Annotated in this window: 13 protein-coding genes; 6 read left to right on the top strand and 7 right to left on the bottom strand. The window is 66.2% G+C overall.

Translation table 11 applies throughout. The features are described 5' to 3' along the window. Nucleotides 1-1,275: sigma-54-dependent Fis family transcriptional regulator (locus DIE23_RS38045; RefSeq protein WP_148093487.1), on the top strand; the 1,275-nt coding region annotated here is incomplete at its 5' end. Between the two features lie 25 nt (nucleotides 1,276-1,300). Here the strand turns inward: DIE23_RS38045 and DIE23_RS38040 are convergent. Both DIE23_RS38040 and DIE23_RS38035 read right to left on the bottom strand, forming a co-directional pair. Beyond that, on the bottom strand, nucleotides 1,301-2,071 hold the full coding sequence (locus tag DIE23_RS38040; RefSeq protein ID WP_124617923.1) for a PP2C family serine/threonine-protein phosphatase: 771 nt from the start codon (nucleotides 2,069-2,071) through the stop codon (nucleotides 1,301-1,303). Between the two features lie 82 nt (nucleotides 2,072-2,153). Beyond that, on the bottom strand, nucleotides 2,154-2,438 hold the full coding sequence (locus DIE23_RS38035) for a hypothetical protein (protein WP_124617921.1): 285 nt from the start codon (nucleotides 2,436-2,438) through the stop codon (nucleotides 2,154-2,156). Nucleotides 2,439-2,918: 480 nt separating this feature from the next. Here DIE23_RS38035 and DIE23_RS38030 point away from each other — a divergent pair, with 480 nt between their 5' ends. Both DIE23_RS38030 and DIE23_RS38025 read left to right on the top strand, forming a co-directional pair. Next, nucleotides 2,919-3,464 carry a lecithin retinol acyltransferase family protein gene (locus tag DIE23_RS38030; protein ID WP_124617919.1) on the top strand — a complete coding sequence of 182 codons (546 nt, stop codon included), beginning with the start codon at nucleotides 2,919-2,921 and terminating at the stop codon, nucleotides 3,462-3,464. A gap of 42 nt (nucleotides 3,465-3,506) precedes the next feature. Continuing rightward, the gene (locus tag DIE23_RS38025; protein ID WP_260436361.1) at nucleotides 3,507-3,749 is read left to right on the top strand and encodes a hypothetical protein; all 243 of its coding nucleotides are present in this window, start codon (nucleotides 3,507-3,509) and stop codon (nucleotides 3,747-3,749) included. Between the two features lie 25 nt (nucleotides 3,750-3,774). Here DIE23_RS38025 and DIE23_RS38020 read toward each other — a convergent pair whose 3' ends face one another. Continuing rightward, on the bottom strand, nucleotides 3,775-3,993 hold the full coding sequence (locus DIE23_RS38020; protein WP_124617917.1) for a hypothetical protein: 219 nt from the start codon (nucleotides 3,991-3,993) through the stop codon (nucleotides 3,775-3,777). A gap of 387 nt (nucleotides 3,994-4,380) precedes the next feature. Between DIE23_RS38020 and DIE23_RS38015 the strand changes: the two genes are divergently transcribed. Further along, a complete protein-coding gene (locus DIE23_RS38015) occupies nucleotides 4,381-6,477 on the top strand; it encodes a serine/threonine protein kinase (RefSeq protein ID WP_185646616.1) in 2,097 nt (698 codons plus the stop codon). A 19-nt stretch (nucleotides 6,478-6,496) separates the two neighbouring features. On the opposite strand, the gene DIE23_RS38010 is transcribed toward DIE23_RS38015, so the two are convergent. Continuing rightward, nucleotides 6,497-6,955, bottom strand: a complete 459-nt coding sequence (locus DIE23_RS38010; protein WP_124617916.1) for a (2Fe-2S)-binding protein — start codon at nucleotides 6,953-6,955, stop codon at nucleotides 6,497-6,499. Continuing rightward, complete coding sequence (locus DIE23_RS38005) at nucleotides 6,883-9,267, bottom strand: xanthine dehydrogenase family protein molybdopterin-binding subunit (RefSeq protein ID WP_124617924.1); 2,385 nt, start codon at nucleotides 9,265-9,267, stop codon at nucleotides 6,883-6,885. The genes DIE23_RS38010 and DIE23_RS38005 overlap by 73 nt, the downstream gene beginning before the upstream one ends. Nucleotides 9,268-9,549: 282 nt before the next feature. On the opposite strand from DIE23_RS38005, the gene DIE23_RS38000 reads away from it, so the two are divergent. Further along, complete coding sequence (locus DIE23_RS38000) at nucleotides 9,550-11,898, top strand: hypothetical protein (RefSeq protein ID WP_124617914.1); 2,349 nt, start codon at nucleotides 9,550-9,552, stop codon at nucleotides 11,896-11,898. A 24-nt stretch (nucleotides 11,899-11,922) separates the two neighbouring features. Then, the gene (locus DIE23_RS37995; protein ID WP_185646615.1) at nucleotides 11,923-12,885 is read left to right on the top strand and encodes an NAD(P)/FAD-dependent oxidoreductase; all 963 of its coding nucleotides are present in this window, start codon (nucleotides 11,923-11,925) and stop codon (nucleotides 12,883-12,885) included. Nucleotides 12,886-13,055: 170 nt separating this feature from the next. Here DIE23_RS37995 and DIE23_RS37990 read toward each other — a convergent pair whose 3' ends face one another. Both DIE23_RS37990 and DIE23_RS37985 read right to left on the bottom strand, forming a co-directional pair. Then, nucleotides 13,056-13,316 (bottom strand): hypothetical protein, encoded by a 261-nt coding sequence (locus DIE23_RS37990; RefSeq protein ID WP_124617909.1) that lies wholly within the window; start codon nucleotides 13,314-13,316, stop codon nucleotides 13,056-13,058. A gap of 857 nt (nucleotides 13,317-14,173) precedes the next feature. After that, nucleotides 14,174-14,434 carry a hypothetical protein gene (locus tag DIE23_RS37985; RefSeq protein WP_124617908.1) on the bottom strand — a complete coding sequence of 87 codons (261 nt, stop codon included), beginning with the start codon at nucleotides 14,432-14,434 and terminating at the stop codon, nucleotides 14,174-14,176. Between the last annotated feature and the right edge of the window lies 1 nt (nucleotide 14,435).

Below are 14,435 nucleotides of genomic sequence, written 5' to 3'. Positions count from 1 at the left end.
TATGCCGGCCTGCTCGAGAAGATCGAGATCCTGCGCTCGATGCTGCGCTGGGCACCCAAGCTCGAGCGTGCCGACATCGAGAAGCTGCTCAACCAGGCGAACGTGCTGCGCGACGAAGTCATGCAGATGTCGCGCAAGGAGCGCTTCGTCGAGGCCGCCGTGGCCGCGCCGCAGACGTCCGATGCGCCCGATGCGCCGGACGTGCCCGCACCCCCCGTGCAGCGACGCCGGCAGGCGCTGATCGAGCGCAGTTTCATCTTCGAGGGTATTTTTGGCGACAATCCGAAGTTGCTCGCCGCACTCGAAATCGCCGAAAAGGCCGCACCGACCGATCTGCCGGTGCTGATCGACGGCGAGAGCGGGACCGGCAAGGAGCTGATGGCGAAAGTCATCCACGCGAACGGGGGACGCGCCGACCGCCCGTACATCTCGGTGAACTGCGGCGCGATTCCCGACAACCTGCTCGAATCCGAGCTGTTCGGCCATCGGCGCGGCGCGTTCACCGGCGCGTCGAACGATCGCAAGGGCAAGTTCGAGAGCGCGCACACCGGCACGATCTTCCTCGACGAAATCGGCGAATTGCCGCTGTCGGGGCAGGTCAAGCTGCTGCGCGTGCTGGAGTCGCACGAGATCCAGCGGGTCGGCTCGGACGAGCCGATCAGCGTCGATACGCGCATCGTCGCCGCCACCAACAAGAATCTGCGGCAATTGAGCGAACAGGGGCTCTTTCGCGAGGACCTGTTCTACCGCCTGAGCGTCATTCATCTGACGTTGCCTGCACTGCGCGAGCGTCGCGACGAAATTCCGCTGTTGCTCGCCTACTTCGGCGACGAGGCGGCAGGGGCACTGAAGCGCCGGCCCGTCAAGACGACGCCGAAGCTGCGCGACTTCCTGCTGACCTACGCGTATCCGGGCAACATCCGCGAACTGCGCAACCTCGTCTACCGTCTGTCGTGCCTGGCCGGCGAGATCGCGGATATCGAGCACTTGCCCGAGGACATCCGCCCGAAAACCGTGTCGAGCGCCGTGCGTGCGACGGATGACGGTACGCCGGGCAGGCCGATGTCGCTCAGCGACGCGAAGCGTGCCGCAAGCGACGAGGCGGAACGGGCGTTTCTCGAACGCGGGTTGCAGGAGACCGGCGGCACCGTGGCCGAACTGGCGCGCCGTTGCGAGATGAACCGATCGCACCTGCAGATGCTGCTCAAGAAGCACGGCATCCGTTCGAAAGCATTCCGTCATCAGGACGGCGCGACGCCCGACAAGGACGCGTGAGCGTCGCGCGGGTCCGCTCGATCGTTCAGCGTTGCACGGCAGGATTGGCGAGCGTCCGGTCCGACGCATCGGGATCGTCGGCGCGGATCACGACGGCGGTGATGTTGTCCCGGCCGCCCTCGCGCAACGCGAGGTCGACGAGCATGTCCGTTGCGCGTGCGCAATCGCCGCAGGCGAGGGCGGCCGAGATGTCGGCTTCGTCCATCTCGTTGCTCAGGCCGTCGCTGCACAACAGAAACATGTCACCGTCGCACACGTCGATGCGTCGTTCGTCGAGATGCAACTGCTCGGCGGCGCCGACGGCGCGCGTGATCAGATGCTGCGACGGGTGATGTCGCGCCTGCTGCGCGCTCAGGTGGCCCTGGGCCTGCAGTTCCGCGACGTGGCTGTGGTCGAGCGTGAGCTGTGTCAGGTGTGCGTCGCGGTACAGGTAGATCCGGCTGTCCCCGGCCCACAGCCAGCCGCACTGACGGCCGCTCGCCAGCAGCACCGCCACCGTGCTGCCGATCAAGCGTACGCCGCGCTCGGCGGCCGAAGCGCGCAAGCGCAGGTTGACCGCATCGAGCGCGGTGCGCGCTGCCTCGATGAAGTCCGCCAGCGTGGCCGGGGTGGCCAGCCGTTCCAGCGCCTGCACGATCATCCGGCTCGCGAGGTCGCCGGCCGAATGTCCGCCCATGCCGTCCGCGACGGCCCACAGGCCGCGGTGCGGCAACGCGAGGCAATCGTCCTCGTTGATCTCGCGAACCAGGCCCACGTCGCTGCGTGACGCCGAAGTCCATTGCAGTTCTGCGCTCACGACGCGCCATTCCCTTTCGTCCAGTGCCTGTTCATGCCGGTAACGGGCTTGCGAACATGCATTGACGGTTGGCGTGAAGACGCTAGACGAGCCGGTTCCTGCCGTCCGCACCCACCCCGACCGCGATGTTCGCGCCGGGCGCCGAGTTCGTGACGTCGACGTTCTGAATCTGGTTGAGGACCTGATTCGCGTAGAACGTGTTGTACGTCTGATAGAGGTTCACGACGGGCCCGAACGCCGGCGCCGGCGGCGCGTAGGGCTGGATCCAGCCGAATACCCACGGCGCGCCCGCGCCGCGGATGAACGACATCGTCTTGCGGTCGATGTCGTGCTGCATGTGAAGGTCGGTAATTGCGAGCGTGGTCATGATGAGTCTCCGAATGGGGCCTGCCGACGGACCGGGTAACCGATACGTGCAAACCTCGTGCCATGCGTGACACAACCCGCGTGCGTTGCCCGGGCGCGTGCGTCGATCCGGTGAGCGCCGCACGCGGCAAGGCAAGGCGTCATCGACACGCGATGCTTGCATGCTAGTGCGTCGCGCCCGTGTCCTGCAATGGTTGTACGCAAGCCAACAGTTGCGCGCACGAACGTGGCCGCGAACCCGACACATGCCCCGGCAGACGCAAACGGCTGTCCGGCGCGCCGACTGGTGCTGTCGCACCAACGAAATCCCCGGCAAAGGGTTGGCCGCGCGGCGACAGCGCGGCGCCCGGCTCGCCGCGCATGTCCCGCCGAGCGTTGCGCGACGGGCTCCGGCTGATTGGCACGCTTGATGCAGGTTAGTTGGCAACCGGCTAACCCTTGCGCAACACGGGCGGCCGCCAACCAGCAGACGGAGCCAGTCATGGAACGCGATCTTCAACCAGTGAACAGCGCTGCGTCCCGCGCGGCTGCCGGCGCTGCGGATGCAATCGCGCATGCGGCTTCGCTGCCCGGCCGCGTCGACGCACTGCTACCTGGCGCACACCTGGTTTCCGATCGTGCCGGTTACAGCCATCACGGCATCTACGTCGGCGACGGGCGCGTCGTCCACTACGCGGGGCTTTGCACGTCGCTGCATCGCGGCCCGATCGAGGAAGTCACGCTCGAACGCTTCGCCGCCGGTCATGCGGTTCGCGTCGTGCCGCATCCGTACGCGGCCTATGCGGGGCGCACCGCGGTGTTGCGCGCGCGTTCCCGTCTCGGCGAAAACCGCTATCGCCTGCTGACGAACAACTGCGAGCACTTCTGCACGTGGTGCCTGGAAGGCACGGGCCACAGCGAGCAGGTTCGCACGTGCGTCATGCATCCGCGGACGGCATTCCGGTTCGCGCTGTCCGTCTGCCGCGCGCTGCTCGTGGCGCGGCGTGCGGGCGGACGGTGCGCCACGGTCGCCATCGCCGCCGCATGAGCGACGTCCCGGTGCGTTCGACATCGCCACGAGGGGGCTCAAATGAACGGGATTGCATCATCATTGCGCATGCAGGTCGACAAGTGGCTCGCGCCGAGCGCGCGCGTGCCGGCGCGCATCGTGCGCTTCAGCCGCATGCCTGCGCAACGGCGGCGCTTCGTCTGCGTCGAGGCCGTGCATCCGGCCGGCACGATCGCGATCTTCTTCTTTCGTCACGACGACGGCTCATGGTGGGTGTTCCCGCCGGCCGACCGGCGGCCCGCGATGACGGTGCGAGCGGCCTGAGCGTGCGCGCGGCGTGGTGTGTCCGTCAACGCAACAGCGTCGGACGCGCCGGCGACGCCGTTGCGTCGGCCACCGGTGCACGCGCCGACGCGGCATTGCGGGCGTTGGTGTGCAGATACGGGAACGGTTGCGGCGCGAGCATCGTCTGATGCGCACGTACCTTCGCGCCACCCGCGATGGCGGCCATCGCCTGTTTGTCGAGGTCGACGCTTTCGGGAAGATCGTTGATGACGAGCACGCCCATGATTGGCTCCGCGAAATCGGATGGGAGAAGGGTGAGAAGGGCAGCCATGCGGCATCAAGCGAGGTGCCGACGTACCCGGGATCTGTCCAGTATAGGTTCCGCCGCACGGCCGCGCGGCCTGGAAATGCTAGTTCCGGCACCGATTGCACAGGGCGTGACCGCGGACTAGTATGATTTGTTAGACATCCTGTCAGAAGGCCGTCGGACGGTGCGTCGCGCGGTCGAATTCGTCTGACGATGGCGTGGCGGCGACCGCGTGTTCGACGGTGTCCGGTGCATCACCGATACGTCGCGCCGCATGGGTACGTCATGGATAGTCCTTGCCCTGGCGGCGCCGCGAGGCGCCGAAGCGGGTCGGCAAGCTGAAGCTGAGTAGACGGCATACGAATGATGAGCTTTGCGCAGCTGATTCAGACATTCCAGAGCGGGGCGCTGTCGCAGGACGCGTTCTTCTCGGAGATCGACCGGGTGCTGGCGACCGATCAGGTCGATTGCGCACGTCTGCGCGAAGTACTCGACCAGACGCAAACCACGCAGCCGCTGTCGGACGATATCTATGCGGAAGTGCTGAAGCGCATCGAGCGATGTCATGACAGGACGGCATCCGCGGGCGATGCAACCCGGATCCAGGAAAGCCCGCTTCGGCCGGAGGCGCGACCCGACCCACCGTCCGGGCCGTCGGGCGGCGCGATGCCGGTCGACGGCGAACGCGTGAAAGGCATCGGCGATACGCTGAACGGGCGCTTCGTGCTGGAGGAGTGCCTGGGCGTCGGCGGGATGGGTACCGTGTACAAGGCGCTCGACCTGCGCAAGCTGGAGGCCTCGGATCGCAAGCCGCACATCGCGATCAAGGTGCTCAATGTGCAGTTTCGCGGCCAGCCGACGTCGCTGATCGCGCTTCAGCGTGAAGCCCGCAAGGCGCAGACGCTCGCCCATCGCAATATCGTCACCGTCTACGACTTCGATCGCGACGGTCCGCTCGTCTACCTCACGATGGAGTATCTGTCAGGCCGGCCGCTCAGCAAGGTGCTGCGTGCGCCGGACTTCAAGGGCATGCCGCTCGATGCCGCGTTGCCGATCATCGCCGGCATGGGCCAGGCGTTGGCCTACGCGCATGAACGCGGCTTCGTCCACTGCGATTTCAAGCCCGCCAATGTGTTTCTCACCGACCGCGGCGAAGTGAAGGTGATCGACTTCGGGATCGCACGCGCGTTCCAGCGGCGCGACGAGGATCCCGACGTGACCGTGTTCGATCCGGCGAGCCTTGGCGGCATCACGCCGGCCTACGCGAGCCCGGAGATGTTCGAGCATCTCGAGCCGGATCCGCGCGACGACGTCTACGCGCTCGCCTGTGTCACCTACGAATTGCTGACCGGACACCATCCGTTCAACCGGCTGTCGGCCACCCAGGCGCGTCACGACCACTTGCGGCCCGAGCGCCATCCCGGTCTGGATCGCACGCAATGGCGAACCTTGAGTGCCGCGTTGTCGTTCGACCGCGCGACGCGCACGCCCAGCGTCAATCTTTTCCTGGAAGGCATGGGCGTGTTCAGTCGCCCGATGCGGGCGTCGGGCGTACGAACCGGGGTGACCGTGGGCGCTTGCACGGTGGCGGCGATCGCCGTGCTCTGGTACGGCTACCAGGCGCTTTCGCGCAGCGGCGAACAGCGCGCGGACACGGTCGTGCACGCGTCTGCCGGTGGCGGAGGTGGCGCGACGGCAGGCGCCGCGGCCGGCAGCGCACCCGCGGCCGTCGCGAACGCCGTGCCCGCTGCCGCCAGCGTGCCGCCGCCGGCACCGCCACCGGCGATCTCGCTGGCCTCGGTGATGGCTGCGCTGTCGCGCATCCCGTGTTCGGCGCTGGACGCGTCGGTGCAGGATCACGTGCTGCAGGTGCGCGGTTACACGGAAGCCGGTGTCGGTATCGGGCGCGTGCGAACCGCGCTCAGCGGCATGGCGGGCGGGCAGACGGCCAATCTCGACGTGCGCCCGGTCGATTCCCACAATTGCGAGATCGTGAGCGCGCTTGCTCCGTACTGGCGATCGAATCGGGCCGCGTCACACGCCGCGTCGATCCGCACGCGCGCGCCTGATGCGCATCTCGCGGAAGGCAACCCGCTGGTCATCGACATCACGACACCCGGTTACGACTCGTATGTGAACGTCGATTACTACGTGCTGAACGGGAGCGTCGTGCATCTCGTGCCAAGTAACCGCGAACGCGACAACCAGGCGCCGCCGAATTACGCCGCGACGATCGGCAGCATGGGCGAGTGGGTAATCGGCAAGCCTTTCGGGACCGAGATGATCGTGCTCCTCGTCACGCCCGCGCCGCTGTTCGACGGGATGCGCCCGCCATCCGAGCCGCGCGCCGCCTATCTCGCGGCGATCGAGCGGCAATTGAAGCTGTTCGAGGCCAAATACGGCGAGGGGCGCATTGCCGCCGATTTCGTCCAGATCACGACGCATGCCAACGGCAGCTGAGCGAGCGGATTTGCCCTTGTCAGTGCCCTAGAGATTCCGCCGCCTTGTGAATGGCCTTGCGGATGCGCGGAAACGTGCCGCACCGGCATGCGATGTTCTTCATGGCCTCGTTGATCTGGTTGTCGTCGGGGCGAGGGCATCGCATGAGCAGGGCCGTGGCGGCGATCAGCTGTGCGCTCTGGCAATAGCCGCATTGCACGACGTCGACGGCAATCCACGCGTCCTTCAGTGCGCGCGCTTCCACGCTGTCCAGCCCTTCGACGGTCGTGATGCGCGCGCCGTTCAGCGTCCCGACCGGGAGTTGGCAGGCGGGCACGGCCTGATCGTTCAAGAGCACCGTGCATGCACCGCAGACCCCGACGCCACAGCCGAACTTCGTGCCGGTCAGCTTGCGTTCGCAGCGAATCACCCAGAGCAGCGGGGTGGCGGGCTCGGAATCGACATGAGCGGTTTCCCCGTTGATACGGACTGACACCATCGGTCGTCTCCTTGGTCGGGTGGGCTCGGCTTGACGAACGGCAGCGTGCGATGGCGCACGCCCGTGAGCGAATACAGCGCATTCGCCACGGCCGCCGCGATCGGCGGCGTGCCCGCTTCGCCGACGCCGTGCGGCTCGGTCCCGCCCGTCACGACTTGCGTGACGATCTCGGGACACGTTTCCATGTTGATGAGCGGATAGCTGTCGAAATAACGCTGTGCGACTTGCCCGTTCTCGATCGTGATCGCCTGCTCGAGCGCGGCCGACAATCCGAAGATGATCCCGCTTTCCATCTGTTGCTCGACCAGATTCGGATTCACGGCCAGCCCGCAGTCGATCACGCAGACCACGCGCGTCACGCGAAAGCCGTCACCTTCCTGCCGGACTTCGGCGACTTGCGCGACCACGCTGCCGAACGATTCATGCATCGCCACGCCGCGTGCATATCGCGCGCCGGTCTTGTCACGCCATGCCAGCGGCGAACGCCAGCCGGACAGCGTGACGAGCGCCCGCAACACGGCCGCATGGCGCTGGTGCGCCGGCTGCTTGAGCAGGTCGAGGCGAAACTGGATCGGGTCTTTCCGTGCCAGCGCGGCCATTTCATCAATGAAGCTCTCGACGAAGAATGCCTGGTGAGAGTGCCCGACGGAGCGCCAGTAGCCAACCGGAACCGGGAGCGTCACCGTAGTGTGCTGGACGAGCATGTTGTCGCATTCGTAGGGCAGGTCGAACGCGCCTTCCGCCGTGGTGGCGTCGGGCAACCGTTTCGCGGCGAGGCTCGGCATGCCGAAAGTGCGCGGCATCGCCTGCGCGCTGATCGACTGGCTCGCCGACATTCCTTTCCAGGCGACCAGCCTGCCGCTCGCATCGACGGCGCCGCTGTATCTCGCCACACAGGCCGGGCGGTAGAAGTCGTGCGTCATGTCCTGCGGGCGCGACCAGATCGTCTGTACCGGCCGCCCCTTCGCATGGAGCGCGATGGCGGCGGCCTGCGTGATGAAGTCGACCTCGAGCCGCCGGCCGAATGCGCCGCCGATCAATTGCTGATTTACGACCACCTTGTCTTCGTCCAGGCCCAGCAGCGCGGCGACCGCGTTGCGTGCCACCATGGGGACCTGCGTGCCGCACCAGATCGTTGCCGCGTCGTCGTCGACCCGCACCGTGCAATTCATCGGTTCCAGCGGCCCGTGAGCCAGGTAGGGCACTTCGTACTGCGCGACGAACGGCTTCGCGCGGCCCAGCGCCGCATCGGCGTCGCCGATGGCGTAGAACACGTGGCGGCCCTCGTCGCCGTCGAGGGCGTGCGCCAACGCCGTGCGGACATCCACGCTATTCACGCCGGCAGCCGGCCCGTGATCCCATGTGACCGACAACTGGCACAACGTCCGCATCGCGATGAAGGGATTGTCGGCAATGACGGCAACGCCTCCCGTTCCGCCGTTGGATGGCTCGATCCTGAAGATGCCGGTCACGCCTTTCAGGCTGGCGACCCTGGACTTGTCGAAATCCAGCGCCTTTCCGCCGAGTGTCGGACACATCGTGACGCTCGCATACAGGAGCTTGTCCGGAAGCACATCGATGCCATAGCGCGCGCTGCCATCGAGCTTCGCGTGCGCCTCGATGCGGCCCAGCCGTTTCCCGACCAGCGTGAATGTCTTCGGGTCCTTCAGATCGACATGCGTCGGGCGCGGCACGTCCCGCGCGAGCTGGACAAGTTCACCGTACGTCGCCGAGCGTCCCGACCGATGCAGCACCACGCCGGCTTTCGTCTCGCATTCCGCGACGGGCACCTGCCAAAGCTTCGCCGCGGCGCTGCACAACATGACGCGGGCCGTGGCGCCCGCCTGGCGCATGGGCCCCCACAGATCGATCATGCTCGTCGATCCTCCGGTGACCATCGAACCCAGGTAACGTGCGCCATGGTGCGCCAACGCCGCCGCGCCGCGAGCGATCAGGCTGTCGTCGTCGGGACGAAACGGCAGGCCCTCGGCGAGGGATTCGCGGTCCTTGTAGATCGTGTCGAGCGGAGACATGACGATGCGGACCCGGGGCCAGTCCGCATCGAGCTCTTCCGCCAGCAACATGGCCGCGCCGGTATGTATTCCCTGGCCCATTTCGGATTTGCTCATGACGATCGTCACGTCGTTAGACGAACTGATCATCACCCAGCCGTTCAGCGGCACATCGACACGTGACGTCTCCAGCTGCGCGGGTATTGCCAGCCGGTCGTCGGGGCGCCACCATGCCCAGCCGACCACCAGCATGCCCGCCGCTCCCGCACCGCCCAACAGGAAGGTTCTGCGCTTCAACATGATGTGGCCGCCGACATGTGTTGGTCGAGTCGCGGCGCATTCGGCGAACCACGCCGACGTGCCTCGACAATTCAATGTTTCAAACACAATCCGACATTTCATTGCTGCTGCAATCACCTATATTAGTCACTGATATCGGCAACCGAGAACCAGAAAGTGATGTTCGTTTGAAACAAGCGCTGAAGACGCGGCCTGCTGCAGCCGGAAGGACGCTCGTGGCTACCGGGACGCGAAGCGCATCGTGCCGACCGCTTCGCACGCACCACCGATAGGAGGTCGTTGATGCTTGTCGATGAGGTTCACGCGTTGCTGCTCGATCTGCCGGCGCCGTGGCGAGACGCGTTCAAACGTCACGGTCTTGACCTGGCCGATTCGGGCACGCCCGAGGAGACGGCGAATCGACTGAGCCGGCCGCTGCCGATCGACTGGGACGATCCCCGCATTCACGATTTCTGCCCGGACGCCACGCGCGCGATCGAGCCCGGCGACCCCGCGCGCAGCCTGATCTATCACATGCTTGCCCTGTCCGAGTGCCCGTCGCCGGATGCCGGCGTAAGTCTCGAGGCACTCGATCTGCTGGAGAACTACATCGCTTCGCTGGCGCCGTTGCCACTCGACTGGCAGACGCTGGACATCGCGGTGCTGGCTTACCAGTACCGTCCGGCGCGCCGGACGGGACATCAGCAGCATGCGGACCTCGTGTTCTCGCGACTCGGCATCGCACGCAACGGCGACACCGACGCATGCTACGACGAGCAGACCCGAAGCTTCGTGCCGCACGTACCGGACGCGATCGAGCATGTCCGCGTGATGCCGGCGCGCTATGGTGCGTTTCTCGTCCGTCGGGTCACCGGCCCTGACAGGCTCGCCCTGATCGAGGGCAGGCGAGCGGGCGACCATCAGCGTACCTTCATCGAACCCGTGCGCAAGCTGTTTCCCGATGAATGCCTGCCCGGACTCCGGTTGACGTTGCAGTATGGCCACCGCCATGTCGGCGAGAAGCTGAAGCGGGCCGTCGAGGCGCGCTGGGGCGTGCGGCCGTCGCCGTCGGGCGGTCTGGTCGACGTGCCCTATGTGATCTGCTGTCAGGACCCCTGCGAGGCATCGCCTGACGGCCCGATCGCACCGGCAATTGCGTTGAAGCGTTCGGGCGCGGCCGTGCTGTTGCTACCGGCCGCGCGGCCGCTGATCGAGCCCGTGACCGCCGCCAACTTCGGCGTACACGGCTTTGGCGTGCCGGCTCGATGGCGACTGGTCCCGCTTGCGAACCGGCGCTTCACGACGATGAGAATCATCACGAACCTGTGGAAGCTGGTGCTGGCCGCCGTCGACGACGTGCGGCAGCAATATTTTCCGCATTTCGCGCCCGGATGGCTTCGCTTTCCCGAACCCCGCAATGCGCCGGAATTCATCAACATCCGGCACAAGGCGCGTGAGGACGGCACCTACACGGACATGCGCGCCCATCCCGTCGAGCGGCAAGCCTTTCTCGGGGAAGTCGGCAAAGGCGGCTATCGCGCGCAGTTGTTTCTGGATCACTGCACCGAAGGGGTCGTGACGATCAGTATCGCCGAGCTGGCGAAACACGCCGTGCTCCCGGCCTATTCGGTCGTTGCCGCGCCGGATTTCTATCCGTACGCCGACCAGGCGGAACTGCAGCGCTGGTTCAAGGACCGGCGGATCGATCCGAAGTCGCAGTTCAGGAGCGGCTCGCCGATCTCGCTCAGCGCCGAGCGTCTCCCGGCCAATCCCGACCACATCGATCCATTCAGCAACACGCAGGCGTTTTCGCCGAGCGACGGGACGGTCGCCGTTGCGTTCAGCCTTGCGGCACGCGCAATGCGTCGACCGGACAAGGACGTGCATACGCCACGCATGACGTCGTTTCTGTCGGACGCGTCTTCGGGTGTCTTCGCGCCCGGCTGGGACGTCACCTATGCGGGCAACCGGCGAGGCATCTTCCTCGCAACCTTCGGGTTGGGCAGCCCGTTCGCCGAGGACATCAAGCTGTGCGCGGCCTCCAACAGCTTCTGGCCCGCTGTGAGTCCGGATGCGTCCAGAACCTTCAATCGGACCGACGCGCCGACCGCCATCCCCATGCTCGACCGTGAACTCGGCTTGCATCCGTGCCATCCGCTGGTCACGCGTGGCGACGAGTCGCATACGCGGCGCGGATGGGACGGCGAATACGGCCCGTATCTGACGCCCGACGGCAGCGTGGATTACGCGGACATCGAACGCTCCGACTACGTCGCCAACGCGCTGCATGGCGAGATGCTGTACGGCGCGTTCGAGCATGTCGATTCGGCCGAGCTGATTCGTCGGATCAGTGCATTGCGCCATGCCGTCGCCGCATGCGACAACGGGCAAACGCCTTCGCAGACGAAGCTGTGGCTGGTATCCGCACGGGCACTGGGCGAAGCCGGCGATGCGCACGCGCCGGGCGTTGCCGGGCGCTATCGCTTTCTTTTCGTGCGTCCTGCTGCCGATGATGCGGTGCCGACGCAGCACACGCCGGGACGGCTGCGCGTGCGCTACGGGGAGGCGATCCGTTGCGATGCGACCGATGCTCGGGTGGTCGGGGACGTGCTGCGCTGCGCACCGGGGCCCGACGCGCTCGGGCTTTACTGAGGGAACGCGATGGATGCGTGTGACGTGCTCGTCGTCGGCGACGGGCCTGCCGGATGTGCTGCGGCGATCACGGCGGCGCGAGCGGGCGGCAACGTGTGGATGCTGGGCCGCGGGCGCTCGCGCGCGGCGCCGGAATGCGTGTCCGGCGCCGCGCTCACGCTACTCGACCGACTGGCGCCGAGTCTGGCCCGGCAACCGCATACATGGCTCGACGGTCGCACCGATGCGCAGCAGGAACGTGCGGTCATCCGCAGCCGCCTCGACGACGGCTTGCGTGCCGAGGCGCTGACCGCAGGCGTTCGCTATTCGCGTGCGCCCGCCGGCGGACTTGTCGTGCTTGTCGAACACGGAGCGGTCACCGGCATCACGCACGGCGGCAGCGAAGTCGGCGCAAGCATCGTGATCGATGCGACCGGCATCAACGGCTGGCTGCGTCGCGCGATTCGGCTCGAAGTGGCGACCGACTCTTCGCCGTTCTGGCTTCGCCGCGGCTACGCGCGGGGGCATGGGACGCACCTCGGCACATACTGGAATATCGCGCGCGGCGGCTGGCTATGGATGAGAGCGACGTCCGCGTTTCGGATCTGGACGTCGCTATCGACGCTGCGCGATGGCGATATCGCGTGGCCGGTGGACACGACGCCCGTCGGACCGGTGTGGCGTGAGTGCCGGCGCTGGCATTGCGTGCGACAGGCTGCGGGACCGGGCTATATCGTGTGCGGCGATGCGGCGGGCTATCTCGACCCTGCGACAGGCGACGGCTTGCGTTTTGCCATCGCTTCCGGCCTGCGCGCGGGCGCAATGACCGTCGAGGTTCTGCGTCATCCCGATCGGGCGAGCGTGCTGGCCGCGCTGTACTGCGACTGGGTGACACAAAGCTACGAACGCAACAGAGCCGTGTTGGCGCAGAGTTACACGCGCGCGGGGCTGGATCTCGGATGGCACGACGCAGTTCGTCGATCGGACTGCCCGCCGCTCGGCAGTTGATGCGCCATGCATGCCGGTTTCGCCTTCGTCCATGCAAAGAAGCCCGCCAGGAGACGGAACCTGGCGGGCTTGAAACGCCGCGGGACAAACCCGCGGCGGACTGGAGGACTTCGGTCGTTCGGTACGACGCTAGCGAATACGGCGACCACTGCGAGGCCGCATGGCGACACTTACAGGCCCATCTTCGCGAGCACCAGACCGCCAAGGTTGTTGATCGAGTTGGTCACGCTGGTGAGATCCTGGTGGGTCGATGCATCGACCTGGGTCACCGGAGCGGTGATGGTATTCGGGCTGGCGAACGAGAAGCCACTGCCGGTAGCGATGTTGTTGATACCGGCGTTCTGGAACACGCTACCACCGCTGACGGCCGCCATTTCCTTGCGGCTGAGTTCGTGGGCGCGGGACAGGTCGTTGATCATCAGTGCGGACATGGTAAATCTCCTTGGGTTTGCTGCGGTTTGGAAGAGAGCACGTTTCGTTGCGCTCGCAGCTACAAATGCACGGGGCGTGCCAGCGTCGATTCATGCGCGCATGAGGAGCGCTTAACCTCATGAAAACAAAAGAGATTCCATCTGGCATCCGACGTTTCGCCGGGACCGCCGAGCACGATCGAAGCACGACGATGTCGGATTCTTCCAAACGATTTCCGTGGCGGCTGTCTTGTCTCGGCCAACATGAAGCGAGGCGTGGCGCGCGCGATTCGCGTTGCGGGCATCCATCTGCGGCAGCGGGGCGGACGCGTCGGCGCGAAAAGGTCGCCCACGCGCGCGCGATCGTGCGCGGCGGCCGGCAGTTGAGCGACACGCGCTTGCCGCCGGCTAACGTCGACACGATGGTGCGCCGACGGGTGGCCGCAGGCGGAATCGACGCCAGAATCGGGAATCCGGTGATTCGCATAACTGAATTCTCTGCATGTCTGCAGAGCGGCCGGACGCATCGGGAATATCGCGCCGATGGCCAACGACGCATCGACGCGGCCACGCAGTTCCATGACTGGCGCCGCGGTGTCATCAACCGCGACGAGGTGGGGCGAATCTGCGTGCGGGGGAGGGAAGCCCAAAGCGCGTCGGGATCTGCCCGGCCGCGGATGGGAGAGGGCGGCGCGGCTGACGGGGCGTCAGCCAATCTGCCTGTTCATGCCGGCTGCGTTTTTATCATGCAAGGAAGCCCGCCAACGGACACGGCTGGCGGGCTTTTGAACGCCGCGAGGACGACCCCGCGGCGGGCTGGAGCGCTTCGGTACAACGCTATCGGATACGGCTGCCACTGCGAGGAAGGCGGGCGAAACTTACAGGCCCATCTTCGCGACCACCAGACCGCCGAGGTTGTTGATCGAGTTGGTCACGCTGGTGAGATCCAGGTGGGTCGATGCATCGACCTGGGTCACCGGGGCCGTGATGGTATTGGGGCTGGCGAACGAGAAGCCGCTGCCCGTGGCGATGTTGTTGATTCCGAGGTTCTGGAACACGCTACCACCGCTGACGGCCGCCATTTCCTTGCGGCTGAGTTCGTGGGCGCGGGACAGGTCGTTGATCATCAGTGCGGACATG

Origin of the sequence: Burkholderia sp. Bp9143 (assembly GCF_003853645.1) — a bacterium.
Lineage (GTDB): Bacteria > Pseudomonadota > Gammaproteobacteria > Burkholderiales > Burkholderiaceae > Burkholderia.
The sequence above is the reverse complement of the archived record's forward strand: the minus strand, read 5'-3'. Positions and strand labels throughout refer to the sequence as shown.

Excerpts from the sequence above, each read along its gene's own strand:
- DIE23_RS38035 (WP_124617921.1), bottom strand. The coding sequence starts at position 2,438 with ATGACCACGCTCGCAATTACCGACCTTCACATGCAGCACGACATCGAC.
- DIE23_RS38030 (WP_124617919.1), top strand. The coding sequence starts at position 2,919 with ATGGAACGCGATCTTCAACCAGTGAACAGCGCTGCGTCCCGCGCGGCT.
- DIE23_RS38025 (WP_260436361.1), top strand. The coding sequence starts at position 3,507 with ATGAACGGGATTGCATCATCATTGCGCATGCAGGTCGACAAGTGGCTC.
- DIE23_RS38020 (WP_124617917.1), bottom strand. The coding sequence starts at position 3,993 with ATGGGCGTGCTCGTCATCAACGATCTTCCCGAAAGCGTCGACCTCGAC.
- DIE23_RS38015 (WP_185646616.1), top strand. The coding sequence starts at position 4,381 with ATGATGAGCTTTGCGCAGCTGATTCAGACATTCCAGAGCGGGGCGCTG.
- DIE23_RS38010 (WP_124617916.1), bottom strand. The coding sequence starts at position 6,955 with ATGGTGTCAGTCCGTATCAACGGGGAAACCGCTCATGTCGATTCCGAG.
- DIE23_RS38005 (WP_124617924.1), bottom strand. The coding sequence starts at position 9,267 with ATGTTGAAGCGCAGAACCTTCCTGTTGGGCGGTGCGGGAGCGGCGGGC.
- DIE23_RS38000 (WP_124617914.1), top strand. The coding sequence starts at position 9,550 with ATGCTTGTCGATGAGGTTCACGCGTTGCTGCTCGATCTGCCGGCGCCG.
- DIE23_RS37990 (WP_124617909.1), bottom strand. The coding sequence starts at position 13,316 with ATGTCCGCACTGATGATCAACGACCTGTCCCGCGCCCACGAACTCAGC.
- DIE23_RS37985 (WP_124617908.1), bottom strand. The coding sequence starts at position 14,434 with ATGTCCGCACTGATGATCAACGACCTGTCCCGCGCCCACGAACTCAGC.